This is a genomic window from Brevibacterium sp. BDJS002 (assembly GCF_028201555.1).
GTDB classification, from domain to species: domain Bacteria; phylum Actinomycetota; class Actinomycetes; order Actinomycetales; family Brevibacteriaceae; genus Brevibacterium; species Brevibacterium aurantiacum.
This window is the reverse complement of the sequence record NZ_CP116392.1, coordinates 810,075-835,253: the sequence shown is the minus strand read 5'-3', so window position 1 is coordinate 835,253 and position 25,179 is coordinate 810,075. Positions and strand designations below refer to the sequence as shown.

The 25,179-nt window shown below is 63.8% G+C and carries 24 protein-coding genes and 1 riboswitch; of the genes, 7 read left to right on the top strand and 17 right to left on the bottom strand.

The window, feature by feature from the left end:
• Nucleotides 1–27 precede the first annotated feature (27 nt).
• Genes PGC08_RS03835 through PGC08_RS03825 form a run of 3 tightly spaced genes read right to left on the bottom strand, consistent with a single transcriptional unit; the run spans nt 28 to nt 3,537 of the window.
• Complete coding sequence (locus tag PGC08_RS03835; RefSeq protein WP_271709556.1) at nt 28–1,380, bottom strand: aldehyde dehydrogenase family protein; 1,353 nt, start codon at nt 1,378–1,380, stop codon at nt 28–30.
• Nucleotides 1,377–2,192: a gamma-glutamyl-gamma-aminobutyrate hydrolase family protein gene (locus PGC08_RS03830; RefSeq protein ID WP_240689311.1), complete on the bottom strand. Its 816-nt coding sequence runs from the start codon at nt 2,190–2,192 to the stop codon at nt 1,377–1,379. The genes PGC08_RS03835 and PGC08_RS03830 overlap by 4 nt, the downstream gene beginning before the upstream one ends.
• Nucleotides 2,173–3,537 carry a glutamine synthetase family protein gene (locus PGC08_RS03825; protein WP_096162264.1) on the bottom strand — a complete coding sequence of 455 codons (1,365 nt, stop codon included), beginning with the start codon at nt 3,535–3,537 and terminating at the stop codon, nt 2,173–2,175. Before PGC08_RS03825 ends, PGC08_RS03830 begins: the two co-directional genes overlap by 20 nt.
• 411 nt (nt 3,538–3,948) lie before the next feature.
• Between PGC08_RS03825 and PGC08_RS03820 the strand changes: the two genes are divergently transcribed.
• The gene (locus PGC08_RS03820) at nt 3,949–5,517 is read left to right on the top strand and encodes an amino acid permease (RefSeq protein ID WP_096146507.1); all 1,569 of its coding nucleotides are present in this window, start codon (nt 3,949–3,951) and stop codon (nt 5,515–5,517) included.
• Nucleotides 5,518–5,629: 112 nt separating this feature from the next.
• On the opposite strand, the gene PGC08_RS03815 is transcribed toward PGC08_RS03820, so the two are convergent.
• The 4 genes from PGC08_RS03815 to PGC08_RS03800 all read right to left on the bottom strand — a co-directional run bounded on the left by PGC08_RS03815 (nt 5,630) and on the right by PGC08_RS03800 (nt 9,796).
• Nucleotides 5,630–7,117 (bottom strand): catalase, encoded by a 1,488-nt coding sequence (locus tag PGC08_RS03815; protein ID WP_096158241.1) that lies wholly within the window; start codon nt 7,115–7,117, stop codon nt 5,630–5,632.
• Nucleotides 7,118–7,344: 227 nt separating this feature from the next.
• Nucleotides 7,345–8,460: a hypothetical protein gene (locus tag PGC08_RS03810; protein WP_271709555.1), complete on the bottom strand. Its 1,116-nt coding sequence runs from the start codon at nt 8,458–8,460 to the stop codon at nt 7,345–7,347.
• A gap of 411 nt (nt 8,461–8,871) precedes the next feature.
• Nucleotides 8,872–9,387, bottom strand: a complete 516-nt coding sequence (locus PGC08_RS03805) for a HutD family protein (RefSeq protein ID WP_009881554.1) — start codon at nt 9,385–9,387, stop codon at nt 8,872–8,874.
• Nucleotides 9,388–9,433: 46 nt separating this feature from the next.
• The gene (locus PGC08_RS03800; RefSeq protein ID WP_009881553.1) at nt 9,434–9,796 is read right to left on the bottom strand and encodes a VOC family protein; all 363 of its coding nucleotides are present in this window, start codon (nt 9,794–9,796) and stop codon (nt 9,434–9,436) included.
• A 34-nt stretch (nt 9,797–9,830) separates the two neighbouring features.
• A riboswitch (TPP riboswitch) is annotated at nt 9,831–9,936 on the top strand.
• Here PGC08_RS03800 and PGC08_RS03795 point away from each other — a divergent pair.
• The 3 genes from PGC08_RS03795 (at nt 9,936) to PGC08_RS03785 (ending at nt 12,896) form a co-directional block, all read left to right on the top strand.
• Nucleotides 9,936–10,646, top strand: coding sequence for a TenA family protein (locus PGC08_RS03795; protein WP_009881552.1), 711 nt, complete (start codon nt 9,936–9,938; stop codon nt 10,644–10,646). Its footprint overlaps the riboswitch before it by 1 nt.
• Nucleotide 10,647: 1 nt before the next feature.
• A complete protein-coding gene (locus PGC08_RS03790) occupies nt 10,648–11,370 on the top strand; it encodes a uridine kinase (RefSeq protein WP_271709554.1) in 723 nt (240 codons plus the stop codon).
• A 47-nt stretch (nt 11,371–11,417) separates the two neighbouring features.
• Entirely contained in the window at nt 11,418–12,896 is a 1,479-nt protein-coding gene (locus PGC08_RS03785; protein ID WP_009881549.1) for a phytoene desaturase family protein, read from the top strand.
• Here the strand turns inward: PGC08_RS03785 and PGC08_RS03780 are convergent.
• The 3 genes from PGC08_RS03780 to PGC08_RS03770 all read right to left on the bottom strand — a co-directional run bounded on the left by PGC08_RS03780 (nt 12,868) and on the right by PGC08_RS03770 (nt 16,229).
• Nucleotides 12,868–13,833: a DMT family transporter gene (locus PGC08_RS03780; protein ID WP_083248653.1), complete on the bottom strand. Its 966-nt coding sequence runs from the start codon at nt 13,831–13,833 to the stop codon at nt 12,868–12,870. The two genes, PGC08_RS03785 and PGC08_RS03780, sit on opposite strands and share 29 nt — an antisense overlap.
• Nucleotides 13,834–13,942: 109 nt before the next feature.
• Nucleotides 13,943–15,130: an aminotransferase-like domain-containing protein gene (locus tag PGC08_RS03775; protein ID WP_271709553.1), complete on the bottom strand. Its 1,188-nt coding sequence runs from the start codon at nt 15,128–15,130 to the stop codon at nt 13,943–13,945.
• A gap of 133 nt (nt 15,131–15,263) precedes the next feature.
• Nucleotides 15,264–16,229 (bottom strand): EamA family transporter, encoded by a 966-nt coding sequence (locus PGC08_RS03770; RefSeq protein WP_127362775.1) that lies wholly within the window; start codon nt 16,227–16,229, stop codon nt 15,264–15,266.
• A 90-nt stretch (nt 16,230–16,319) separates the two neighbouring features.
• Between PGC08_RS03770 and PGC08_RS03765 the strand changes: the two genes are divergently transcribed.
• Complete coding sequence (locus tag PGC08_RS03765) at nt 16,320–17,207, top strand: LysR family transcriptional regulator (RefSeq protein ID WP_271709552.1); 888 nt, start codon at nt 16,320–16,322, stop codon at nt 17,205–17,207.
• A gap of 18 nt (nt 17,208–17,225) precedes the next feature.
• Here the strand turns inward: PGC08_RS03765 and PGC08_RS03760 are convergent, their stop codons facing one another.
• The 3 genes from PGC08_RS03760 to PGC08_RS03750 all read right to left on the bottom strand — a co-directional run bounded on the left by PGC08_RS03760 (nt 17,226) and on the right by PGC08_RS03750 (nt 19,540).
• On the bottom strand, nt 17,226–18,089 hold the full coding sequence (locus PGC08_RS03760) for a hypothetical protein (protein WP_271709551.1): 864 nt from the start codon (nt 18,087–18,089) through the stop codon (nt 17,226–17,228).
• Entirely contained in the window at nt 18,086–18,631 is a 546-nt protein-coding gene (locus PGC08_RS03755) for a hypothetical protein (protein ID WP_009881542.1), read from the bottom strand. Before PGC08_RS03755 ends, PGC08_RS03760 begins: the two co-directional genes overlap by 4 nt.
• Nucleotides 18,632–18,724: 93 nt before the next feature.
• Nucleotides 18,725–19,540 carry a hypothetical protein gene (locus tag PGC08_RS03750; protein WP_009881541.1) on the bottom strand — a complete coding sequence of 272 codons (816 nt, stop codon included), beginning with the start codon at nt 19,538–19,540 and terminating at the stop codon, nt 18,725–18,727.
• 128 nt (nt 19,541–19,668) lie between these two features.
• Between PGC08_RS03750 and PGC08_RS03745 the strand changes: the two genes are divergently transcribed.
• On the top strand, nt 19,669–19,896 hold the full coding sequence (locus PGC08_RS03745) for a DUF3073 domain-containing protein (protein ID WP_009881540.1): 228 nt from the start codon (nt 19,669–19,671) through the stop codon (nt 19,894–19,896).
• A 119-nt stretch (nt 19,897–20,015) separates the two neighbouring features.
• Here PGC08_RS03745 and purM read toward each other — a convergent pair whose 3' ends face one another.
• Genes purM through PGC08_RS03730 form a run of 3 tightly spaced genes read right to left on the bottom strand, consistent with a single transcriptional unit; the run spans nt 20,016 to nt 23,120 of the window.
• Nucleotides 20,016–21,110 (bottom strand): phosphoribosylformylglycinamidine cyclo-ligase, encoded by a 1,095-nt coding sequence (purM, locus tag PGC08_RS03740; protein ID WP_096168569.1) that lies wholly within the window; start codon nt 21,108–21,110, stop codon nt 20,016–20,018.
• A 1-nt stretch (nt 21,111) separates the two neighbouring features.
• Entirely contained in the window at nt 21,112–22,593 is a 1,482-nt protein-coding gene (purF, locus tag PGC08_RS03735) for an amidophosphoribosyltransferase (protein ID WP_096160380.1), read from the bottom strand.
• 44 nt (nt 22,594–22,637) lie between these two features.
• Nucleotides 22,638–23,120 (bottom strand): hypothetical protein, encoded by a 483-nt coding sequence (locus PGC08_RS03730; protein WP_226829594.1) that lies wholly within the window; start codon nt 23,118–23,120, stop codon nt 22,638–22,640.
• Nucleotides 23,121–23,280: 160 nt separating this feature from the next.
• On the opposite strand from PGC08_RS03730, the gene PGC08_RS03725 reads away from it, so the two are divergent.
• Nucleotides 23,281–24,261, top strand: a complete 981-nt coding sequence (locus PGC08_RS03725) for a universal stress protein (protein ID WP_271709550.1) — start codon at nt 23,281–23,283, stop codon at nt 24,259–24,261.
• A 17-nt stretch (nt 24,262–24,278) separates the two neighbouring features.
• Here PGC08_RS03725 and PGC08_RS03720 read toward each other — a convergent pair whose 3' ends face one another.
• On the bottom strand, nt 24,279–25,178 hold the full coding sequence (locus tag PGC08_RS03720; protein ID WP_271709549.1) for a DMT family transporter: 900 nt from the start codon (nt 25,176–25,178) through the stop codon (nt 24,279–24,281).
• Between the last annotated feature and the right edge of the window lies 1 nt (nt 25,179).

Genomic DNA, 25,179 nt, shown 5'->3' with positions numbered 1-25,179 from the left:
TGGTGTTCGTGGGGAGATTGAGACGGCTCAGTCCGTGGCGATGAAGAGGTTCTTCGTCTCCGTGAATGAGTCCATCGCGTGGGGGCCGAGTTCGCGGCCGATGCCGGAGCGTTTGAACCCGCCGAACGGGGTCGAGTAGCGCACCGCGGAATGGGAGTTCAGCGACAGAGCGCCGGAGTCGACGCCCCGGGCGACGCGCAGTCCGCGGCCGACATCGCGGGTCCAGATCGAGCCCGAGAGTCCGTAGGGCGAATCGTTGGCCATGGTGATCGCCTCGGCTTCGTCACGAAAGCGTTGGACGGTCACGACGGGTCCGAACACCTCCTCGGTGACGATGCGATCATTCGGTGACTTCGGAAGCACGACCGTCGGCGCCATCCAGTAGCCGGCTCCGCTGGGGGCGCTGCCGGTGAAGGCGATGTCGACGCCGTCGAGGAAGCCGGCCACGCTCTCGTGGTGGCTGGCGGAAATGAGTGGACCCATCTCTGCCTCTTCGCGGCTGGGGTCGGTGACGACGACTCCGGAGACTGCGGGTTCGAGGAGTTCCATGAATCGGTCGAAGACGGAGTCGTGGACGAGGATGCGCGAGCGCGCGCAGCAGTCCTGGCCGGCGTTGTCGAAGACTCCGTAGGGTGCGGTGGCTGCGGCGAGTTCGAGGTCGGCGTCGTCGAAGACGATGTTCGCGGACTTGCCGCCGAGTTCCAGTGTCGTGCGCTTCATCGTCTTGGCCGCGTCGGCCATGATCTTCTCGCCCACCGCGCTCGATCCGGTGAACACGATCTTCGCGACCCTGGAATCGTCGGTGAACGTCTGTCCGACGACCGAGCCCTTGCCGGGGATGACCTGGAAGACTCCGTCGGGGATTCCGGCCTGCAGGGCCAGTTCGCCGAGGCGGATCGCCGTCAGCGGGGTCAGCTCGGCGGGTTTGAGGACCACGGTGTTGCCCGCGGCGAGTGCCGGTGAGAACCCCCAGCCGGCGATCGGCATCGGGAAGTTCCATGGCACGATGATGCCAACGACTCCGAGTGGTTCGTTGAAGGTGACATTGACGCCCCCGGCCACTGGTATCTGATCGCCGAGGTGGCGTTCTACTCCCCCGGCGAAGTAGTTGAGGACGTCGCGGACGTTGCCGGCCTCGCCCCGGGCGTTGCCGATGGTGTGTCCGGCCTCGGCGACTTCGAGTGCCGCGAGGTTGTCGATATCGGCGTCGACAGCGCGGGCGAAGGCGCGCAGCAGTTCGGCTCGCTCGGCTGGTGCCGTGGTCCGCCACCGGGTGAAGGCGTCGGCGGCCCGGCCGATCGCATCCTTCGTCGCCTCGGCGCTGTGCGATTCGACCGAGGTGATGAGCTCCTCGGTCGCGGGGTTGATCACTTCGGTCATCGGTGGGCCTCCGCCTTCGTCTGTGGTGGTGTGGCGTTCAGTGGTGGTGCGGGTTTCGTCTTCTGTGCGCGTCGTGCCGCGGCCTCGACGAGTCCGGTGAACAGGCGCAGATCTTCGAGTGTCTCTTCAGGGTGCCACTGCACCGCGAGCATCGACCCGTCCGGGGTTTCCAGTGCTTCGATGCACCCGTCGGCGGCGTGTGCGCTGACGATCAGTCCATCGCCGAGGCGGTCGATGGCCTGGTGATGATGGCACCTGACTGTGGCACCGGTTCCGATCAGGCCGGCTACGGCGGTGTCGGGCGCAGTCGTCACGGCCACCTCGGCGAATTCGTCCTTCTTCTCTGCCTCGTGAGCGCCGAAGTCCGCAAGGTCGGGCACGTGCTGGTGCAAGGTTCCGCCGTGGACGGTGTTGACGATCTGGGCGCCGCGGCAGATCGCGAACACCGGCACCTTCGCGGTGCGGGCGTGACGGTACAGGGTGATCTCGAAGGAATCGCGACGCACATTGGGCGCCTGGGTGCGGGGATGGGCCTGAGCATCGTAGAGGGCGGGGTCGACGTCATCGCCTCCGGTGAGGATGATGCCGTCGAGTTCGGCCACCTCGGCAAGCGTCCACGGATCTTCCGGTGGCAGGAGGACGACGCGGCCACCGGCCCTGGTCACGGCGGTGACGTAGACGCTGGGCAGGAACGCCGCGTCCCTGTCCCAGACTCCGAATTGGCCGCGGCCGTAGTAGGTGGGCAGGCCGATGAGTGGGCGGTGGGGCCCCGGGTCAGCGGCTGGGTTCTGATCAGAGTCGTTCGAAGCCACGCCGGACCTCCCAATCGGTGACCGCTGCGTCGAAGGCCGCCATCTCCACTTTGCCGGCGTGGGTGTAGTGGTCCACGACCTCGTCGCCGAAGGCGCTGCGGGCGATGTCGGAGGATCCGAAGGCGGCCACGGAGTCGTGGAGGCGACGCGGAATGCTCCGCACGTCCTGTGTGTAGGCATTGCCCTCGAGGGCCTCGGGCAGTTCGAGTTTGTTCTCGATTCCGTGGATTCCGGCCGCGATGAGAGCCGCAGTCGCGATGTAGGGGTTGGCGTCGGCACCGGGGACGCGCTGTTCGAAGCGCAGTGCCGGGCCGTGGCCGACGATGCGCACGGCACAGGTGCGGTTGTCCCATCCCCAGCCGACGGCGGTGGGGGCGAAGGAGCCGTCGGCGAAGCGTTTGTAGGAGTTGATGTTCGGAGCGTAGAGGTAGGTGAAGTCGTGCTGAGTGGCGACGACGCCGGCAACGAAGTGCTTCATCGTCTCGGACATCTCGGTGCCATGGCCTGCAGGAAAGACCGGTGTTCCGTTGGTGTCGCTGAGGCTCATGTGGATGTGGCAGGAGCTGCCTTCGCGGTCGTTGGGCTTGGCCATGAAGGTCACCGACTTACCCTCCTGGTCCGCGATCTCCTTGGCGCCGAGTTTGTAGACGACGTGGTTGTCGCACGTGGTGAGCATGTCGGTGTAGCGGAAGCCGACCTCGAGCTGACCGAGGTTGCATTCGCCCTTCGCGCTTTCGGTGTAGAGGCCAGCGCCGTCCATCTCATTGCGCAGGCGTCGCAGGTAGCCTTCGACCTGGCCGGTGCCGAAGAGCGAGTAGTCGATGTTGTAGGTGCTGGCGGCTTCGAGGTTCCGGTAGTCGTTGCCCATCGCCTCGCGGTAGCCGGTGTTGTAGAGGGCGAATTCGAGTTCTGTGGCGCCGATGGGTGCGTAGCCGAGCGTCGAGAGGCGCTCCAGCTGAGCCTTGAGCACCTGTCGTGGTGAGACGCTCAGCGGTGATCCGTCGAGGAAGGCCAGGTCGCATTGGACCATCACGGTCGCCGGGTGCCAGGGGATGCGGCGCAGGGTCGAGTAGTCGGGGACGAACTTGAGGTCGCCGTAGCCGCGTTCCCAGGAGGTGAGTTCGTAGCCGTCGACGGTGTTCATCTCCACGTCGGCGGCCATGAGGTAGTTGCAGCCTTCGGTGCCGTTGTCCATCACCTCGTCGATGAAGAACCGTCCGGTGATCCTTTTGCCCTGGAGCCTGCCCTGCATGTCTGTGGCGGCGACGAGCACGGTATCGACGCGGCCGGCGGCGATCTCTGCCTGCAGCTGTTCCAGGGTCAGGTCTGATGAAGTCACGCTCATGGTTCCTCTTTTCGGTAGCACGCCCAGGTGACGCGTGCGCATCTTTGCGACGCTCTGCATTCCTGCGGTGATCACGCTTCGCTGCAGTGGTGGCTTGGGAAGACTCTCACATTTAAGGTATGCCACCGAACCATTGATACGCAATAGTCCCGGATAAATTGAGGACAGTTCTGTTTTTAGGTCTGCGCAAATACCTATTGACAAACCATTTCCGCGGTGAGAAGCTCAACGACAGAACAGAGTTGTGAACTGCGTCACGCACTAATTTCGTGACTTCCGCATGCGCCGGTTTCGGGGCCTGCGCCGACGGCGGGCCTGATCCCGACGATGCCGATCGGTCAGCGACGACCACTTCGGAACCGCGGACCGAGCCCTCTGGAAACAATCATTTCGAGAAGAACGGTGTTCTCCATGAGCAATGAAGCCGCACCACCCAATGACCCGACACCAGGTCCAGCCCTCAGCGCCGATGAGGCCAGTCTTGCCGAGCTCGGGTACAAACAGGAACTCAAGCGCGGGATGTCGGGTTTCGGCAATTTCGCCGTCTCCTTCTCCATCATCTCGATCCTCGCCGGCTGTATCACCTCCTACAGCATCGCGCTGGGGTCGGGCGGTCCGGCTGCGATCACGATCGGCTGGCCCTTGGTCGGCGTCTTCGTCCTCTGCGTGGCGCTGGCCATGGCCGAGGTCTGCTCGAAGTACCCAACGGCCGGTGGGCTCTATTTCTGGGCCGGTCGCTTAGCCAAACGCAACAAACGGCATTGGGCCTGGTACGTCGGATGGTTCAACTTCCTCGGCGAGGTGGCCGTGACTGCGGCCATCGACTACGGCGCGGCCACGACCATGATGGCCTTCGCGGCGCTGACCTTCGGTGTCGTGCCCACCGCACTCAACACTTTCATCCTGTTCCTCGTCATCATCACTCTGCACGGTCTGCTCAACACCTTTGGGGTCAACCTGGTCAACCTGCTCTCGGGCGTCTCTGCCTGGTGGCATATCGTCGGTGTGCTCATCATCGTCGCTGCCCTGTGGATCATGCCCACGAAGCACCAGTCGTTCAGTTGGACCATGACGGCCTGGCACAACGAAACCGGGTTCACGTTCATGCCCTTCGTCTTCCTCATGGGCCTGCTGATGGCCCAGTACACATACACCGGCTATGACGCTTCGGCCCACGTGGCCGAGGAGACGAAGAACGCCTCGACCGCAGCGCCTAAGGGCATCGTCATGAGCGTGCTGATCTCGATCATCGGCGGTTGGATCCTGCTGTATTCGATCACTGCCGCCATCCAAGACGGTTCCGAGGCAGGGCTGACCGCGCTCAACGCCACCGCCACGGGACTGCCGCCTGCGCAGGTGTTCCTCGATGCTCTGAACAATCCGACGATGGCGAAGTTCCTGCTCTTCATCGTCTGCGGCGCCCAGTTCTTCTGCGGCATGGCATCAGTGACGGCGAACTCGCGGATGAGCTACGCGTTCTCCCGCGATGACGCGATTCCCGGGTCCAAGTACTGGAAGAAGGTCAACCCACGCACCGGAACTCCCACGAACTCGATCTGGCTGTGCATCGTGCTGTCCTCGGTGCTGACGGTGCCTGCGCTGTTCAATGAGACCGCCTACTTGGCGGTGACGAGCGTGGCGGTGATCGGGCTCTACATCGCCTATGTTGCACCTGTGCTGCTGCGCAGACTCAAAGGCGACTCGTTCAAGCCGGGTCCGTGGAACTTAGGCCGCTGGAGCGCGGTCATCGGGTGGGTCGCAGTCGTCTGGGTGATCCTGATCTGCATCCTGTTCGTCCTGCCGCCCACGCTGCCGATCACCATCTCGACGTTCAACTACTCCCCCATCGCGGTCCTCGCGGTGCTCATCATCAGCGTTGTGCTCTGGTACGCCAGGGGCAAGAAGCACTTCATGCAGCACCTCGACAAGGAGCAGCTGGCCATCGACGAGAAGAAGCTGCTCGACGAGATCGACGACTGAGCTCGCACAGACGCCAGCAACCCTCCGGTCGCTGAGCCACTTCGCTAAAAGTGGCTCAGCTCCCGGAGGGTTGCTGTGTGTTCAGACGGCGGAGTTCACTCCGCCAGCCGACTCACTTAGTCTCGGACTTGTACTTGTCCTCGATGGCGCGGCCGACCTCTTCATCGATGTTGCGCCAGTACTGGAAGACGTTGGAGAGCACGGGCTCTTCCACGCCGTCCTTGAGTGCACCGACGACGGTTTCGATGAGACCCTGACGCTCCTCTTCGGAGTAGACCTCGCGGATCAGTGTGTGTGCCTGACCGAAGTCGTCGTCCTCTGCGTGCAGAGTGGCGGCACTGCGGACCAGCTCACCATCGGATTCCCACCGTGCCTCGACCTGAGTCTCCTCGGCCTGGTAGGACCGGCCATAGGAGTTCGGGGCATAGTTCGGAGCATCACCTGAATGGTGGAACTCCATCTGACCTTCCTTGTCATAGGAATTGGTCTTCGTGACGGGAGCGTTGACCGGCAGCTGGTTGAAGTTCGTGCCGATGCGATTGCGCTGCGCGTCCGGGTAGGAGAAGACACGGCCCATGAGCATCTTGTCGGGCGAGATTCCGGTGCCCGGCACGGTGTTCGAGGGGCTGAATGCAGCCTGCTCGATCTGGGCGAAGTGGTTCGACGGGTTCTTATTGAGCGTGAACTTGCCGATCTCCATGAGCGGGTAGTCCTTCTTCGACCAGGTCTTGGTGAGGTCGAAGGGGTTGAAGCGGTAGGTCTTGGCCTCTTCGTAGGGCATGATCTGGACGCTGACGGTCCAGGATGGGTAGTCGCCGCGCTCGATCGCATCGAACAGGTCGCGGCGATGGATGTCCGCGTCCTCACCGGCGAGCTTGCCGGCCTCTTCGTTGCTCATGTTCTCCACGCCCTGATCGGTGTGGAAGTGGTACTGAACCCAGAACCGTTCTCCGGCTTCGTTGGCCCACATGTAGGTGTGGGAAGAGTAGCCGTTCATGTTCCGCCAGGTCTTGGGCAGACCACGCGGTCCCATGAGATAGGTGACCTGGTGCGCCGATTCAGGCGAGAGCGACCAGAAGTCCCACTGCATGTTGTTGCTGCGCAGCCCCGAATCGGGTGTGCGCTTCTGGGAGTGGATGAAGTCGGGGAACTTCATCGGGTCGCGGACGAAGAACACGGGGGTGTTGTTGCCCACCATGTCGAAGTTTCCGTCTTCGGTGTAGAACTTGAGTGCGAATCCGCGCACGTCGCGCCAGGAGTCGGGTGAGCCCAGCTCACCGGCGACGGTGGAGAACCGTGCGAGCATCGGTGTCTTCGTGCCCTTCTGCAGGAACTTCGCCCGGGTGTAGGCGGAGACGTCTGCAGTGATCTCGAGTTCGCCGAAGGCGCCGGATCCCTTGGCATGGGGGCTGCGCTCGGGAACGCGTTCGCGGTCGAACCGAGCCAGCTTCTCAACGAGTGCAACATCGTGGAGGAGGAGCGGGCCGTCTGCTCCGACACTCAGCGAGTGCGCGTCGGACTCTCGTGGGGCACCTGATTCGGTCGTCGAGGGCTTCGTGCCGTCGAATCCTGGATGTTCATGATCAGCGTGTTTAGTCATTGCTTCTCCTTCAACCGATTGAGCGACAGGGAGTCATCTTCCCGGTCCACTTCATCCATCATAGGACGAGCAGCACGCCTCAACATGTGCTGAAGCGAAGGGTCGACCGTGACTCCCCTGATATCGAGTTCCTGGCAGCGTGCAGAAGACTGTCGCAGCCAAATTTCACACTATCCAGGTTCCCTATCTGGTTCAACCGAGACGGCCCCTGGAAATATTCCTGGTCCTCAGCCTTCGGCCGTCGCGCCGCTTCCGCTTCCGACCGACCCCGATCCGGACCCGCTTCCTGCGCCACTCGATCCAGAACCGCTTGAGCCTGCGCTGCCGGCTCCGGAGCTTCCCGTTCCATCTTGGGAACCGGAACTGGCACCTGAGTCGGAGGAGCCTGCCGAGCCGCCGGAGGTGTCTGCCCCGGTGCTGCCGGATGAAGTTGAGTCACTGCCAGCCCCGCTGCTCTCCTCGCCGGTGGCCGTGGAGGAGGTGGATTCGGTGCCCTGGTCGGTCCCTGTCTGATCGGACGCCGTGGAGGTGGTGGAGCTGCCCTCGTTCGCCGAGGTGGACTGTCCCTGGCTCGCGGTCGAACCGTTGTCAGTGGTGCCCGGGTTCGAGTTCTGATTGGGTTGACTTCCCGCACCGTCTGCACCGGATTCGGAGTCGGCGCCGCTGTCCTGTGAGGTGCCGGTTTCGTCCTCGGTGCCGGAGTCTCCGGAGACGGACCGTGAGATCTGTGAGGTTCCGGGCGAGATATCGGCATCGGTGAATGACTCGGCCATGACCACGGCCCCCAGCCCGATCCCGAAGGTCGCCACCCCGATGGTCACCGGGTAGAGGACTCGTTTGCGGCGCAGCTTCTGCCACCACGACTTCGGTTCCTCGCCTCTGGTGTCGGCGCTCGCATCGTCGGCTGCCTGGTCGCTCAGGTTCCCGAACGTGCTGGTGGCGTTCGATGATGCGTCCGCCTTGGGCTCTGCGACCGCGGCCGCTCGCTGCGTCTTGGCGCCGAGTGATTTCGCTTTGACGGCCGGAGCGAGCTTCGTGCCGACTTCTTTGATCTTCTCTTTGCCTTTGTCGAGGCTGCTCGTATAGAGAGTCACCGCGAGGCCGGTGATGATGCTGGCAACGCCTGCGCCGACGACCGTTCCGGCGACACCCAGTTGTCCGCCGATGACCGATGAGGTGGCTGCGGCGGCAGCACCGGCAAGGAGCTGAGTCGCTGAAACCCTGTTGGCGCTCTTCTCCTTCTTTTCCTTCTCAACGACTTCGTCCTTCGCAGTCGATTCGTCGACGGCTGTGGTGTTCTCCTGCATCATCCGAGTCGCCGACTCGGTCGACGTAGTTGGCACCGGCGCTTCTTCGCGTCGGATCGGATTCGGTGGCATCACCGGTGTGGTCACAAGCGAGGTCGCCGTCGGTGCCGACTGGGTGTTTCTGGCATGTGTGGCGGCGAGTTCTTCGGTGATCAGAGGCAGGGTCTGAGACGCCTGCGCGGCCGCTGTGCATTCTTGCTCATTCAGTCTGCATGACTCATGCTGATTCGACACCAAAATACCTCCGATGACTGGTCTCTGAGTCCAGTATCGGCTGGCTGTTTTCGGGGTTCCTGACCCTCCTCTTCGAAGGCTGGGACAACGCTGTGAGAAGACGGCCACTCTGTGGTCGCTGACCTGCGATGATACCGACCTGTGTGACGCACAGGACAGGCGCTTTGCAGGATATTCGCAGGTCCAAAACGGGCGCCCACGACGCCCCGTTTTTCAGTGCAGAATGGCCACGCCGAGGTGGCCCGGAAGTACGTTCGTCTGCTCGAGTTCCAGCAGCTGGAATTTCGGGTATCCGGGGCCCGATTCCAAGGTGACTGCGAACAGCGCCGAACCGGTGAATTGTGTCGTCATCTGTAGGGCATTTTGCTCCGAGGTGGCCTGGTCATCCGTCTCGACCATGAGGTTGAGCGCGAAGCACGGCTCTTCCAGACTGCTGAGGGAGACGTTCTGCTCCCCACGGAATTTCACCGGCGCTGCCGGCGTCACTGAGTGCACCTGTCCATCGATCTCAAGGGCCACCTCGGCGCCGATGGGGAGGAAGGTCCGCGCCAAGCCCGGCAGCGGCGAGAACGCAGCAGGACGGTCCAATCGCGCAATACTCAGGCGCCAGCGTCGAAGGTTCGGGGTCAGAGCCTGGGACTGGATGAGTGAGACGAGCTCGGTCGTCTCCCCTGCCCCATTGGCCCACGGAACCGGTTCGAGGTCGTCGAAAGAGGTGATCACGTGCATGTGATCACTCTAGTCTCGACTCAGCTCGAGGCTGCTGGTGAGAACGTCAGTTCAGGACGAGACAGAACGGATGGCCTGCCGGGTCGAGGAAGACGCGGAAGGTGTCCCCCGGCTGGTCGACGGCTTTCCCTGCACCGAGTTCGACCACGGCAGCCTCGGCGACGTCGAGGTCATCGACGACGACATCGATGTGCATCTGCTGCGGGTGGGACTGCCCCGGCCAGCTGGGTGCGTGGTAGTCCTCAACCTGCTGGAAGCAGATCGGGGGCCAGGATTCGGATGTGATCTCTGCCCAGGTGCCATCGTCATCGACTCTGACCTGCCAGTCGAGGAGTTTTCCGTAGAATTCCGCGAGTTCACCGGCGTCGGGAGCATCGATGACGATGACGGGCTGCTTTGCGATAGCCATGGTCGTGAGTCTACGCGCCGCCGATGCTAGGCTCGAAACACCACAGGGGAGCGCCAGAAGACTGACGCTGAGAGTGCGCAAGCAGACCCTTCGAACCTGATCCGGTAAGCACCGGCGGAGGAAGTGAGGAGTGACACCGATGAGCGATGTCGACACGAAACACACGATCAGCAGCATTCGGCTGACCCCAGGAGGGCCTGTTGCGGCGCTGAGAGCGGAGGCGTCTTCCGCTTGGGAGGCCGCGGTCGGGCATAGATTCGTCACCGAACTGTTTGCCGGCACGGTCGACGACTCCGTGATGAGGAAGTACCTGATCCAGGATTACCAGTTCTTCGAATCGTTTCTCTCGATGCTCGGCGCATGCGTTGCCTATGGCGATGCCGTAGGGCCGAAGCTGCGGTTTGCCAAACAGCTCGGGTTCCTCGAAGCCGACGAGGATTCGTATTTCCTCACGGCCTTCGCCGAGGTGGGTGTCCCTGCCACCGACTACGCTGACCCCCAGCTGACTGGGCCGACTGAGGGCTTCCGTGACCTCATGTACGAAGCCGTCGACTCGGCGTCCTACGCGGACCTGCTGGTCGTGCTCGTCATCGCCGAATGGCTCTACCTCGATTGGGGCGAGCGCTCGGAACCGATGCCTGTACGCCGAGTCCATTCCGGGTGGATCGAATTGCACCGTGGTGAGGATTTCCGGGCGTGGGTGCAGTTCCTCATCGACGAACTCGAGCGAGTCTTCCCCACTGGCGAGGACGCGGAATCCGCCGCGGTGCGAGACAGGTTGTCGCGCATCTGGCACCGAGCGGTCGAATTGGAGTTGGCCTTCTTCGATGAGGCGTATGTGCAGGGGTGAGATGCCGAACACCAACGGAGACGGCACTCGCGCCGCAGTGCTCTGCCGACTGCTCTCGCAAGTGCGAGAGTCCGCTGCCGGTGGGCGCAGCCTCGTGGCCATTGACGGGCTCGATGGAGCGGGCAAGAGCGTCCTCGCCGAGGAATTGGTCCAACTGGCAGCCCAGGACGGGCTTCGCCCGGTTGCGTCGCTGAGCATCGACGGATTCCACCATCCCCGCTCGGTCAGATACACCAATGGTCGTGGGCCCGATTCCTTCTACCGGGACTCTTATGACTACGAAGCCTTCATCCGATCCGTCGTCATTCCGTTCAGACAGGGAGCATCGGTGGTTCCATCGTTCTGGGATGTTGATGCCGACGTGACCGTTTTACCCGCACAGCTCGACCTGCCGCAGAACTGTGTCCTCCTCGTGGATGGGATCTTTCTCCACCGGCCCGAACTTCGCGATCTGTGGGATGCGAGCGTGTGGGTGCAGGTTCCTTTTACGGTCTCAGTACCCCGGGGAAACGAACGAATCCCCGGCACATATGATTCGGACCCCGAGTCACAGTCCAACCATCGTTATGTCGGCGGCCAGCGTCTCTATCTCGCAGAATGCTCGCCGTGGAGGTCGGCAACGTGGATTTTCGACAACGAAGATCTCGAGCTCCCCACCCTGCGGCGACTCTCTGAGGAGTCAGCGGGGAACCCAAGGACCGAGAACACAGTTGCCGAGGACTAGGAGACAGCCAACCAAAGCGTGTCAGTCCCCTCCCCTAGACTGAGCCCATGAGCAATGCTGAGGTAGATGCCGTTGTCGTCGGATCCGGGCCCAATGGCATGGCCGCCGCGGTCACCATGGCTCGGGCGGGCCTGTCCGTGCAGGTGTATGAGGCCCAGTCGACCATCGGCGGCGGCGCCCGCACCCTTGACCTGGGACTGGCCCCCGGCATCACCCATGACATCTGCTCGGCCGTGCACCCGCTGGCGATCTCGAGCCCGTTCTTCGTCGACTTCGACCTGCGCGCCCGGGGTCTCGAGTTCACCACCCCCGAGGTCTCCTACGCTCAACCGCTCGACAATCAGCCAGCCGCGCTGGCCTTCCACGATCTCGAGACCACGGTCGACCACCTCGGCGCGGCCGGTCCCGAATGGCGGCGTTTCTTCGCCCCACTGCTCGAGCGCGTCGATGATGCGATCTGGCTGTCGCTGGGCGACAAGCGCTCCATCCCGGAGACGCTGCGCGACGTTCCCGGCATCGCCAATGTGGTGAAGTTCGGGCTGCGGCTGCTGACCCAGGCCAGCCCGGCCTGGAACATTCCGCTGTCCCATGAGACGTCTCAATCCCTGTTCACCGGTGTCGCCGCCCACGCGATCGGCGGGCTGCCATCCATGGGCACAGCCGCCACGGCCACAATGCTCTCGACCATTGCCCACGCCGGCGGCTGGCCCTCCCCTGTCGGCGGTTCGCAGGCGATCATCGATGCCATGGTCGCCGACCTCGAAGCACACGGCGGTTCGGTGACGACGAATGCGCGCATCGATCACGTCTCCGATATGCCGGCGGCTCGCGCGTACCTCCTCGACACCTCGGCGCTCAATGCCGCACAGATCTTCTCCGGTCTCATCCCGGCCAAGGTCGACAGGTCGCTGCGCAGCTTCAAGCAGGGCAACGCCGCGGCCAAGGTCGACTTCGTCCTAAACGGACCCGTGCCCTGGGCCGATCCCAACATCAACCGGGCCGGCACCATCCACGTCGGTGGTACCCGGGCGCAGATGGCCGCCGCCGAGGCGGACGTGATCGCCGGACGCATGCCCGCTCACCCGGTCAGCCTGGTCTCCGACCCCACTGTGTTCGACCCATCGCGCGAGGTGGGCGGCCTGCGCCCATTGTGGACGTATGCTCATGTCCCCTTCGACTGCCCTCTCGATCCGGCCCAGTACATCATCGATCAGATCGAACGCTTCGCCCCCGGTTTCCGCGACACCATCGTCACGTACAACTCGATTCCCGCATCAGAGATGGCCGGGCACAACCAGAACTACATCGGCGGCGACATCGCCACCGGGCTCGTCTCCTTCTACCGGATGATGGCCCGCCCACGCACCAGCTGGGACAACTACGGCCTCGGCGTCCCCGGTGCCTACCTGTGTTCGGCCGCGACCCCACCCGCACCCGGCGTGCACGGCATGAACGGCTGGTTCGCGGCTCAGCGAGCGCTGAAGACGCAGTTCGGCATCACCGAGGCCCCGAGCCTGGCTCCCTGAGGATCTGCCGTCGGCGGCGCGAATGCCTCCGCCACACACCATTGGCCACAGCGACCGCCACGACGACGAGGCCGGCACCAAGTGCCTGGCCCACGGTGAGCTGCTCGCCGAGGATCAGCGCCGCGAGGACGAGGGCGAGCACGGGTTGGATGAGCAGCAGGCTCGCCGTCATCGACGGCACCAGCCGGACGCTTCCCCGATTGATGAGCAGCCAGGCCACCACCTGCCCCAGCAGGGCCAGAGCGATGAGGTACATCCACGCGCTTGGGCCGATCCCGGTGAGATGGAGGCCGCCGGTGAACTGGGCGATGACCGCCGATGTCACCGCCGCCGAGGCGGTCGCCCAGGCTAGCGGCTGAATCGTTCCCTCGGCCTTGCGCCTCGTCCCTCGTCGGGTGAGGAACATGTACACGCCGTATCCGATCCCGGCGATGAGGGCGAGAACTGTGCCGAGTACGGCGTTGTCCCCCACCTCGGCCAGGGTCACGATCCCGCCCACCAGGCCGACGCCGATGAGCATCAACGGCAGGGAGATGAGGAACCGAACACTCACACGCTCACGGTCGATGATCAGAGCCAGCAGCGGGAGAACGATGACCTGGACGTTGACGAGCACGGTCGCAACGCCGGCACCCACGAGGTAGATCGACGCCGTCCACGCAATGTAGTCGATGCCCAGCGCAACTCCGGCCGCAATCGCCCAGAGGATGCCCGATCGCGAAAGACCGCCGTGACGCCGACGTTCAAGAAGCGCCAACGGGATGAGTGCAATGACGGCGATCGCGCACCGCAGCACGGCGGTCGTCGCCGCATCCACGCCCGCGAGCTTGACTAGGATCGCTGAGATCGACAGGCACAGCGCACCCGCGAGCACCGCCGAAGCGGCGAGTGCTGTGGGTGCCTCCGGCGCTGGAGCGACCCTGGGTTTGACGGTCATATGCTGACCGTATGCCCGCGGCTGCGATTTGGCACTACCTCAGCCGCGTTTCGTCGGCTACCCGCGTTCGCCCCCGGTCCGGCTCGGTGACGATCGTTGATGATCTCGCTCAGATGTGGTCGCGGAGTATCCCGCCCAGCCGGGTGAGGGCATCGACCATCTCCTCGTCAGACTGACCCGAGTAACTGAACCGGGCATAGTTGCTGCGTTGTTCGGCCGGGAAGAACGATCCTCCGGGCACGTAGGCGACTCCGGCTTCGGGCAGGGCATGTTCGGCCATGAACGCCTCCGCATCGAAGCCTTCGGGGAAGGTCACCCAGGTGAAAAGCCCGCCTTCAGGAGTGGTCACAGCCACCTCGGCGGGGAAATGCTCGGCCATCGACGAGAGCATGAGATCGCGCTTGGCGCGGTAGACGGCACGGGCGCGTTCAATGTGGGCGTCGATGTCGAAGGACTCTAAGAACCTGGTCGTGGCGGTCATGTTCAGGGTCGACGACTGCGTGTCGGCAGCGAGCTTGAGCAGGCCCAGTTTGTCGAGGATCTCCGGTGCCGCGCTCACCCACCCCAGGCGCACGCCTGGGGCGAGGATCTTGGAGAAACTGCCGAGGTGGATGACCCGGTTCTCCGTGTCCAGCGAGCGCAGCGTCGGCAGCTGCTGACCTTCGAACCGGAGTTCGCGGTAGGGCGAATCCTCGAGGATGAGGACGTCGTATTCGTTGGCTAGCTCGATCAGGCGTCGGCGCCGCTCGAGGCTGAGCGTGACTCCCGTCGGATTCTGGAAGTCGGGGATGACGTAGATGAACTTGACGTTCTCCGTTGACCGCAATGTTGCTTCGAGGGCGTCGACGTCCATGCCTTCGGAGTCCATGTCGACGGCGGCGTACTCGGGCTGGCAGGGGTTAAAGGCGATGAGGGCACCGAGGAACGTCGGGTTCTCCGTGACGATGACGTCGCCGGGATTGATGAGGAGTTTCGCCACGAGGTCGAGCCCCTGCTGGGCTCCCTGCAGGACGAGCACGTCGTCGGCATCGGTTGCCGCACCCTGGTTCGACATGCGCTTGGCGATCTGCGCGCGCAGTCCAGGCAGCCCCACAGAGGCGGTGTATTGGAGAGCCGTCGCGCCTTCGTTTGCGAGGACGTCGGCGAAGACCTGCTGGAGTTCTGCGACGGGGAACAGACTCGGATCCGGGTAGCCACCGCCGAATGACGTGATCGCAGGGTCATCACCGTATTTCAGCAGCTCACGGATGGCGGACGGCTGGACCCGAGCGATGCGATCGGCGAACTTCGGTGACACTTCTTCTCCCTTGAGAACTGACTGCGAGCATCCGGTCGTCGTGATTGGCTCCCGCGACTCACAGGTGGTGGTGAGGTGATCGTAGCGCCGAAACATTCGCACGGTGAACGGTGTCCGTTTGGCGGTTCACCGGTCAGCACGTCCCCGCGGGGACGTCGGGGCTGGGCTCGTCGACGTCGGCCACGTCTTCGGCGTCTGCAGGAACCACTTCGGCGAGAATCTTCGGTCCCTTCGCAGCCCGCATCCCCGCGCCGAGGACGCCGATGATGACGAGCGCCGCCCCGCACAGCTCACCGAACGACACTGTCTCGCCGAGGAAGAACCAGGCGGCACTCATGCCCACGATCGGCACCAGCATCGAGAACGGAGCAACGACTCCGGCAGGATTGCGCGACATCAACCATGACCAGATGCCGGAACCGAGGATTGTGGCGATGACAACCGTGTAGACGAGGCCAGCGATGCCCAACCAACCGGTCGGGGTCAGCAGCGTCGTCAGAGAGTGGCTGATCGTGCTCGGGCCCTCGACGAAGAGGGAGAGGATGAGCATCGGCACCGGCGGGATGACGGACATCCACATCGTGAATTTCACCGGCTCGACCGAGTGGGCCTGTCGGTTGCAGATGTTGCCGATCGCCCAGCCCAGGCCACCGGCGAGGGTGAGGAGGAACGGTAGGAAGCTCGCGCTCGAATCGAGGCGCTGCCAGCCGACGACACCCAGACCGGCCATGGCCACGATGAGGAATGCCATCTGCGATCCCCGGACCCGCTCGCGCAGGAACGTCATTCCCAGCAGCACCGTGAACGGCCCCGAGGCCTGAAGCACGAGGGAAGCAAGTCCTGCCGGCATACCCGCCGCCATCGCCCAATAGAGGAAGAGGAACTGCAGGAGGCCGAATCCGAGTCCATAGCCTACGATCCACCGGAACTTCACGTCAGGCTTCGGGATGAAGAGCAGAGCGGGTAGCGCGAGCACGGCGAAGCGCAGGGCGACGAGGAAGAAGGGCGGGAACTGATCGAGGGAGAGATCGATTGCGAGGAAATTCAGTCCCCACATGACAGCCACCGAGGCGGCGAGAAGACAGTGCTTGAACGACATGACTCCATTGTTCTGCGCACTGACAGTTAACACAATCGAATTATTCTTCACCAACCTTGTAGCTGAACTTCATTCTTGTAGCATGGGCGCATGGATCCCCGGCACCTCGAGCTGCTGCGCCAACTCGCCGAACGCGGAAGCGTCACGGCTGTCGCCGAAGCCACGTTTCGCACGCCTTCAGCGGTGTCCCAGCAGCTCAAGCAGGCAACCAGGGAGGTCGGACATCGTCTCGTCGAACCTGCCGGTCGCAGTCTCAAACTCACGCCTGCCGGGCGACTCCTGGCTGCCGGAGGGCAGGACGTGGCCTCGGCACTTGCCCGCGTGGAAGCGGACTGGGAGGACTACCTCGGCGAGGCCTCCGGAGAAGTCCGGATTGCCGGATTGCCCAGCGCACTGACCTACTTGGTGCCCCCTGCGCTCCGGCAGCTGCGAGAGACGAGCCCGAAGATCACCCTGCGCACCGTCGACGTGGACCTGGCCGAACACGAGTTCGCGGGCCTGACCTCCGACGTCGACATCGTCGTCGCCCACAGCCTCATCTCCGAACGACCCGCGGGGACCAACGGGCTGAGCGTCGAGTCCCTGGCGACCGAACCCATCGACGTCGCGGTCGCAGATTCCCACCCACTGGCAGGTCGGGATGAGCTCACGCCTGCTGACCTCGTCGACGTTCAGTGGATCAGTGTGCCCCACGGTTTCCCCTTCGCCACGATTCTGACGTCGATAGAACATGTCACCGGACGCGAGCTCGAGGTCACTCAGCGCATCCGGGACAACCGACTCATCGAGGCGATCGTGTCCTCGAGTGACCAAGTCGCCCTGCTGCCGCGATTCACGACCCCGAAGGGCGCCGGGCTCACGCTTCTCCCGTTGAAGGGGGTAGCGACCACGCGGTGGGTTGTGGCGGTCATGGCCCCCGACACCGCCGAACGCGCAGCCGTCAAACGTGTCCTCGACGCCCTGCGGCAAGACACTTAGCGCGTCACTGGGGACCGGTCAGCGAGTCGCTGCGAACCGCTTCGGCACGAGCTTCTCCAGGGGCAGGAACGCCGCCCAGCAGATGACGGTCGGGAGGAAGTGGATGCCCAGGGCGATGTAGGTCATGAGGTGGAAGAGCATGAAGAAGATGACGGTACCGTAGAGCCACTTGCCCTTGAAGAACAGCACGATCGGCGAGAGGAACTCGAAGACGAGAGTTGCCCACTGCCCGGCGATGAGAAGACCCGGCATCTCGAGGAACGGCTTCGACCATTCGGCACCGCGGCGCATCAGCGCCCAGATGATCACAGCCCCGTTGGCCCAGTGGGTGATGTTGCCCGAGGCGATCCACTTCATCACCACCGAGTAGAAGTAGGTGAGGACGACGGAGATCTGCACGACCCGCAGTGCCCACCCTGCCTTCGCCGAGGTGGCTCCCACATCGCGGAACCGTGCGATTCCGACCGTCGGCAGCACCACGACGGCGATGACGAGTGCCATGTGGTCGTGGGCGACGTAGCCGTAGCCCTGCGTGTAGAACATCCACAGCCCGAAGGTGGTCGCCACGGCCCAGCCGCTGATGCGTTGGAGGATTCCGGCGGCCGCCAGCAGTGAGAAGACGATGATCGCGGCCAACAGAATCTGTGCGCCGAGGACGCTGACGGGTGGGATGTGGAGGAATCTGGCCAGCCACAGGGGCTGATAGAGCTCGGGAGTCCAGCCGTGCGGGATGACGTCGGCGGAGATGGTGAGCACGTCGATGATGACGAAGATGTAGACGATGACGCGGAATACCGCGACCCGAGCCAGCGGGAGCTGGGGCGTGAACCAGGCGATGACACGGTTGCCGGCTTTCACCTCGGCGGTGGTGGAATTGCTCACTGCACCTCCCAGGTCGCCAGGATCTTGTGTTCGGGTTCGCCGACGCTGCGGCCGTTCTCCAGCTGAGTCACGGTGCGGCAGAGGATCATCTCCTCCGGCTTCGGCTCATTCGGGTGCAGGCGTTCAAAGGAGTCGGCCATGGTCTGCATCAGCTCGGGGTTGGCGATGACCCGGTCGAGCTGGGATTCGATGTCGCCGCGTTCGATCCCGACGGTGTCCGTGTTGAAGCCGAGCCGGCGTGGTTCGTCCTCGCCGGGGAACTGCGCTTCGATACAGGTCGAGTTCACGGTGCCGTTGAGGTCCTTGGCGGTCGCGTACTGGGTGAGTGACCCGAGCGGGAAGAAGTCGTTGGTGTTGAGGAACTGTCCGCAGGTGAGGATGATCAGGGCCACCGCGGTCGCGCCGAGGCGCCAGGTGATCGACCAGGTCGACATCGGCTTCGGCTTCGTGGCGGTCGCTGCCCTGTCTGCAGGCCCTGGCTCACCGGCCGTGTCCGATGGCGGCTTCCTGTTCGTCAGGAGTCGACGCTTCTTCTCATCCATGCGCTGTGTGGTTCATTCTCTCGACGCCGCGGGTACGCAGACTATCGTAGCGGCCACTCACGTACCGGCGACTCAGGAGTTGAACGGCTCAGCTCAGGAGCTGCGGGCGTAGAGATTGAGCTGCTCCCACATCGCCGCGTACTTCTGGAAGGAGGCGACCGCGGTTTCGGGGTCGTCATTAGACAGCGCGGTCACCCACGAATCGACGAGCTCCGGTGCCTCATTGGGCCAGAGCACATCGCTCATCCCACCAAGGTCGAGTTCGAGCACGGAGTTCATATCGAAGCCGTCGACCCACTGCGCCAAGATCGAGGTCTGTTCGACCATGTCCACGACCTTGGACTTGTCGGCCACGGTCTCCGCCGCCCATTCCATCCTCGCCGAGGCGGCCAGAATGTCCGTACGGATGAGGACTCTCAGCCCGGCATCGGTTTCGTTCGTGATGATCTGGTCTTCACTCAGAGAGAAGAACAGCCACCATGACGGCGGCACATCCCAGGCCGAAACCCGAGTGAAGACTCGGGTGTCCTTGGCATCCTGGAGCCACTCAGCGCGACGACTGGCCGCACGCCTGCGCACGGACTTCGGAGCGATGATGTCCAGCGTCGCCTTCGAGGTGTGCTCGCTCAGCGACTCGAGCGCTTCCCACCCGCGAATGTCCTCTTGAGCGGGGCAGTAGCGGTCCACTCCGTCCGAAGTCTGAGACGCCGGAAGGAAGATCGGAGTATTGCGAAACGATTCGGCTACAGGGCTCGGCGGCAGTGAGATCAAGCGTTGATCCGCGTCGGCAGAGACCAGCTCCTCGACCCGGGCACGGTTGTCTTCCACCTGGTCGTCTTGCAATGCGGAATGAACCACGGTGGGTTCGAAGATTCGCAGAGTGACGACATAATCGCGACTGTAGGACATGCCTTCAGCCTATCCAAGGTCGGGCTTCAAAATGGAACTTCCCACTACGAACAGGTAGGATTTAAGCGCATAGCAGAGATCTAGTCCGGGGCGCTTCGCCCCACATGACGACGGAGGGGGTCACGCCAGTGGGTCGCGGCCGCGCAAAGGCAAAGCAGATCAAGGTTGCCCGGAAGCTGAAATATTACAGCCCGGACACCGACCTGAATAGACTCCAGCAGGAACTGGGTTCCGAGTCGCAGGCGTCCGGTTCGTCAGATCCGTACGACAACGAGCCGGACTATTCGGATTACGCCGACAAGTACAACGTCGACGATGACGACGAAGAAGACGACTATACACAGCGCGAATCTTGACCGATCAGCACTGATGTGATCGACGCTCAGAGAACCTGAGCATCGGATTCGCTCAAGCAAGAAGGCGGAGACTTCGGTCTCCGCCTTCTGCTTTGCCCGAACGCTTTCGTCCGCCAGCCTCAGCCGAGGATGGCGGCTCCGCCGTCGACGCCCTTGGCGCCCTGAACGTAGTCGAGTTCCGAGGCCAGTGCACCGTCGTCGACGCTGACGTCGCCGAGGACCCACGAGCCCGGGCTGGCGGCGAGCACACTGTCGACGGAGTCAGCAGAGGTCACGAGGACCATTCCGACGCCGAGGTTCCAGGTCCGCTCGCGGTCATCCTGCGGGACTCCGCCGAGATCACCGAGGGTCGAGAATACAGGCGGGATCTCCCATGAGGACCGCGACATCTTCGCCACGAGGCCCTTGGGCAGCACGCGCGCCACATTGGCCGAGAGTCCCCCGCCGGTGACATGCGAGACCGCATGCACAGCATCGGGCAGAGCCGAGAACAGGGCATTGAGCTCACCGGTGTAGACATGAGTGGGAACGAGGAGTTCCTCACCCAGGGTGCGACCGAATTCGGGGACATTGCGATCAAGACCCCAGCCCGCCTCGACGATGATGTGCCTGACCAGGGAGTAGCCGTTGGAATGGATGCCCGAGGACGGCAGTCCGATGAGCACGTCACCGGCTGAGACCTTCTCCGGCCCCAGCAGCTTGGACGCATCGACGACACCGGTGGCGGCACCGGCGACATCGTATTCGTCGACGCCGAGCAGCCCCGGGTGCTCTGCGGTCTCTCCCCCGACGAGGGCGACATCGGCACTGGCACACGCCTCGGCGATGCCCCGGACGATATCGGCGATACGCTCGGCCACGACCTTGCCGCAGGCGATGTAGTCGGTCATGAACAACGGCTTGGCACCGCACACGATGATGTCATCGACGACCATTCCCACCAGGTCGTATCCGATGGTGTCGTGCTTGTCGAGAGCCTGCGCGATGGCTACCTTCGTGCCCACGCCGTCGGTCGACGAGGCCAACAGCGGGCGCTCGTAGTCCTTGAGCACGGAGACGTCGAAGAGTCCGGCGAAACCACCCACCTCTCCGACGACATTCGCGTTGTGCGTGGCCGCAACCGCGGACTTCATCATTTCGACGGCGCGGTCACCGGCCTCGACGTCGACGCCGGCAGCGGCATAGGTGGTGGACTTAGCTGGATCGGTGCTCAACTCAACATCCTTTTTCGGCGGGGGTGTTGTTGACAGGAATCGGGTATTCGCCCGAGAAGCAGGCGGTGCACAGCTGGCTGCGCTCCTGCTGTGTGGCCTCGACCATGCCGTCGAGGGAGATGTATCCCAGGGAGTCGGCGCCGAGGTTGTCGCGGATCTCGTCCATGTTCAGACCGTTGGCGATGAGCTCGGCGCGGGTCGCGAAATCGATGCCGTAGAAGCAGGGCCACTTGACCGGCGGCGAGGAGATGCGCACGTGGATCTCCTTCGCTCCGGCTTCACGGAGCATCCGGACGAGGGCACGCTGAGTGTTGCCGCGCACGATCGAGTCATCGACGACGACGAGGCGTTTGCCCTCGATGTTCTCACGCAGCGGATTGAGTTTGAGTCGGATGCCGCGCTGACGCAGGGTGTCCGAGGGTTGGATGAAGGTGCGACCGACGTAGGCGTTCTTCATCAGCCCCTGCCCGAAGGGGATGCCGGACTGTTCGGCATAGCCGACGGCCGCCGGTGTTCCCGATTCCGGGGTGGCGATGACGAGGTCGGCATCGACGGGGTACTCGTCGGCCAACTGACGGCCCATCTGCGTCCGGGCCGCGTGCACGGTCTTGCCGTTGAGCACGCTGTCGGGCCGCGCCAGGTACACGTATTCGAAGACGCAGCGGGCCTGGTCCTGTTCGGCGAAGCGGAAGGAACGCAGACCGTCCTCGTCGATGGCGATGAGTTCGCCGGGTTCGACATCGCGGACGAAGGAGGCGCCGACGATGTCGAGAGCCGAGGTCTCGGAGGCAACGACCCAGCCATTCTCCATCCGACCCAGCGACAGCGGCCGCACACCGTGACGATCACGGGCGGCATAGAGGGTGTTCTCGTCCATGAAGGCCAGCGAGAACGCACCTTCGACCTTGGGCAGAAGATTGAGAGCAGCCTCGGTGAGGTTCTCACCCTCTTCGGTGGCGAAGAGCTCGGTGACCAAAGAGGTGTCATTGGAGGAGTCGCGGAAGGGTCGGGTGCGGCTGACCTTCTTCGTCGCGTCCTTGACGACCTGATCGGCGTCATCACGACGACCATCGGCCATCGCCTCGAGCTCATCGAAGTTCGTCAGGTTGCCGTTGTGCGCCAATGCCACTGTCCCGAACGGGGTGGGTCCCAACGTCGGCTGTGCGTTCTCGAACGAGGGCGAGCCCGTCGTCGAGTAGCGCGTATGCCCGAGCGCGATGTGCCCCTGCAGAAGTTCGAGATCCCGCTCGTGGAAGACCTGCGAGACCAGGCCCATGTCGCGGTAGATCAGGATCTGCTTGCCGTTGCTGGCAGCTATACCCGCGGACTCCTGTCCACGGTGCTGCAGAGCGTAGAGCCCGAAGTAGGTGAGTTTGGCGATTTCCTCGCCTGGCGCCCAGACTCCGAATACTCCGCAAGCATCCTGAGGTCCGCGGTCCAGGGGGTCAATTTCGTGCGTTAGTTGCCCGTCTCCTCTTGCCACGTGAAAGATTGTCTCACATGACTGAGCCCACCTTCACAGGATGTTCAGACTCCGGTACTCGGCGACCCGTTCCGGGGCTCGTCATCGACACTGCCCTCCGCCTCGGCGACGGGGTCGGGCGACGTCTCTGCGGTGGTATCGGGTGACGTCTCAGCGCCGGCCTCCGGTGCTGCCTCGGCGCCGGCATCGGGATCCTCACCATTGGCTTCGGCGATGCGACGGCGCGCGATCTCCTTCGGATCATCGACCATGTCGATCTCTGCACCGACGCGGTACTTGCGTGCTTTCCGCCGGCCCGACCAGTCGAGGATCAGTGCCAGCAGTCCGCCGAGGAACAGCCCGCCGACGCCGAGGATGAGCAGCAGCAGCCCGGCTCCCTTGCCCACGGTGTAGCCGGTGGGGATCGCTTCGGGATCGACGAAGAGGGTGAGCGCACCCGCGACGAGAACGCCGAGAATCGCACCGAGTCCCATGAATACCGAATACTTGGGGCTGCGACGAACGGCGACGTCGATCTGGTCCTTCATGATCTCCTCGGGCATCGGTGTCAGTGGCGGGTCAGAGGCGCCCGCATTTCACGTCGCGGACAGTCTAGTCGAGATCACCTCCGTCGATTCCCAGGCAGTTATCCGACCGATCCCATAAGGTAGAGGCAGGCACAGTAGGACTTCTCACATAGGGGTGGACATGTCTCATACGATCATCGTCGGAGTTGACGGCTCCGCCAACAGTCAATGTGCGCTGCAGTGGGCGATCAAGCATGCACAGCTGACCTCCTCCGAGATTCGCCTCGTCGCGGCCTACACCGTTCCCGGCGTCAACATGAGCCAGGCCGACATCGTCTACCCGGCCGATTTCGACGTTGCGATCAAACGATCGGTGCAGCAGCTCATCGACGACAGCGCCAGAACCGTCACCGATGCCTCGGTGCCGGTCTCGACCGTGGTCTCCCCCGGGGATGCCTCAGGTGCGCTGGTCGACAACTCGAAGAACGCCGACCTCGCCGTCATCGGCGCCCGCGGTCGCGGCGGTTTCGCCGGTCGCCTGCTCGGGTCCGTGGCCTTGGCGATGCCCGCCCACGCACACTGCCCCACCGTGGTCATCCCCAGCACGTGGCCAGAGCGCCCGCTGCCGGAGAGGCCGCTGCCGATCGATCTGCCCGTGCGTTCCTCCTCCGCGCAGACGTCCGCCGCCGAGTCCGGGGACAGGCGCCCGGACTTCACCGGTGAGATCGTCGCCGCGATCGACCCCTTCGAAAGCGACGGCCCTGTCCTGCGAGAGGCGGCAGTGCAGGCTCGGATCTACGGTCTGCCCCTGCACCTGATCGGCATCACCGCCGCCCATGTGCTCTCGCCGGAGTGGATGCCCAGCGAAACACACCTGGAGAAGATGTACGACGAGGCCGTGACCTCGCGTGAAGAGGCGGCGAAATCTCTGGCGGAGGAATTCCCCGAGGTTGAGGTCCGCTGGTCGATCTTCGATGCCCCCGCCACCGAGGTGCTCATCAGTGCCACCTACACCGCCGAGCTCATGATCATCGGCTCCCGGGGCCGCGGCGGCTTCGCGTCCACCATTCTCGGTTCAACCTCGCAGGCAGTCCTCTCACACTCGGCCTGCCCCACCCGAGTCGTGCGCGTGCTCCGCCGAAAGGGTGGGAGAAAGCGCTGACCCTCCACGAGGAGAACTCAGCCGAGGGCGATGAGGCCGATTCCGGCGACGACGACCACGGCACCGGTGAGCTTCATGGCGATGTTCTTCTCCCCGAAGAACCACCAGGCCAGCAGTGTGCCGACGATGATCGAGGTCTCCCGCACAGGGGCGACGAGGGACACCGGTGCCTGCTGCATGGCGAAGAGGACGAGCAGGTACGCCAGCGGGGAGAGGATGGCGACGGTGAACAAGGCTCGTTTGTGTCCGGACACGATCGACGTGAAATCCGCGCGCCGTGACGGACCGCCGGGGATCGTCACGATGCCAAGGGCCATGATGATGGCGACGCAGGCCTCGGAGACGGCGAAGTAGAGCAGCGGTGAGTCGGTGATGTGGTTGACGGAGAAGTCATCCCAGAGCGTGTACGAGGCGATGAAGGTTCCGATCAGCCCGCCCCAGGCCAGACCCCGTCCGATGCCGTGGCTGCTTGTTGCGTGACCTCCACCGGCTCCCTTCGGGCGCACGGTCACGACTGCGATTCCGGCGATGACGACGAAGGCGCCGATGGTCTCCGGTGCGCTGGGCCGCTCCCCCAGGAACAGCACGGCGATGATGATCGTGATGATCGGGCCTACCCCACGCGCTGTGGGGTAGACGACGCCCAGGGGTGCATGGTCATAGCCGGACTGCAGGGACACCGAGTAGGCGATGTGGAAGATCGCGCTGAGTGCGGCGGCTCCCAGCAGGCTCGGGCTGAACTCATGTGTCCCTGAGGCGAGCAGCCAGATCGCGATCGGGGCTAGGAGGATCGCTGAGAGTCCGTGATAGGCCAGCACGAAGGCGTAGCCCTTGCCGGAGACGGACTTCGCGGCGATGTTCCACAGGGCATGGGCCACCGAGGCGAAGAGCACCAGCCCGAGGACGGTAGGGGTCATC

Coding starts and splice junctions, on each gene's coding strand:
- PGC08_RS03720 (WP_271709549.1), bottom strand. CDS start 25,178: ATGACCCCTACCGTCCTCGGGCTGGTGCTCTTCGCCTCGGTGGCCCAT.
- PGC08_RS03725 (WP_271709550.1), top strand. CDS start 23,281: ATGTCTCATACGATCATCGTCGGAGTTGACGGCTCCGCCAACAGTCAA.
- PGC08_RS03815 (WP_096158241.1), bottom strand. CDS start 7,117: ATGACTAAACACGCTGATCATGAACATCCAGGATTCGACGGCACGAAG.
- PGC08_RS03790 (WP_271709554.1), top strand. CDS start 10,648: ATGCCGAACACCAACGGAGACGGCACTCGCGCCGCAGTGCTCTGCCGA.
- PGC08_RS03825 (WP_096162264.1), bottom strand. CDS start 3,537: ATGAGCGTGACTTCATCAGACCTGACCCTGGAACAGCTGCAGGCAGAG.
- PGC08_RS03730 (WP_226829594.1), bottom strand. CDS start 23,120: ATGAAGGACCAGATCGACGTCGCCGTTCGTCGCAGCCCCAAGTATTCG.
- PGC08_RS03795 (WP_009881552.1), top strand. CDS start 9,936: ATGAGCGATGTCGACACGAAACACACGATCAGCAGCATTCGGCTGACC.
- PGC08_RS03770 (WP_127362775.1), bottom strand. CDS start 16,229: ATGTCGTTCAAGCACTGTCTTCTCGCCGCCTCGGTGGCTGTCATGTGG.
- PGC08_RS03805 (WP_009881554.1), bottom strand. CDS start 9,387: ATGCACGTGATCACCTCTTTCGACGACCTCGAACCGGTTCCGTGGGCC.
- PGC08_RS03835 (WP_271709556.1), bottom strand. CDS start 1,380: ATGACCGAAGTGATCAACCCCGCGACCGAGGAGCTCATCACCTCGGTC.
- PGC08_RS03750 (WP_009881541.1), bottom strand. CDS start 19,540: ATGTCCTACAGTCGCGATTATGTCGTCACTCTGCGAATCTTCGAACCC.
- PGC08_RS03765 (WP_271709552.1), top strand. CDS start 16,320: ATGGATCCCCGGCACCTCGAGCTGCTGCGCCAACTCGCCGAACGCGGA.
- PGC08_RS03755 (WP_009881542.1), bottom strand. CDS start 18,631: ATGGATGAGAAGAAGCGTCGACTCCTGACGAACAGGAAGCCGCCATCG.
- PGC08_RS03820 (WP_096146507.1), top strand. CDS start 3,949: ATGAGCAATGAAGCCGCACCACCCAATGACCCGACACCAGGTCCAGCC.
- PGC08_RS03800 (WP_009881553.1), bottom strand. CDS start 9,796: ATGGCTATCGCAAAGCAGCCCGTCATCGTCATCGATGCTCCCGACGCC.
- PGC08_RS03785 (WP_009881549.1), top strand. CDS start 11,418: ATGAGCAATGCTGAGGTAGATGCCGTTGTCGTCGGATCCGGGCCCAAT.
- PGC08_RS03780 (WP_083248653.1), bottom strand. CDS start 13,833: ATGACCGTCAAACCCAGGGTCGCTCCAGCGCCGGAGGCACCCACAGCA.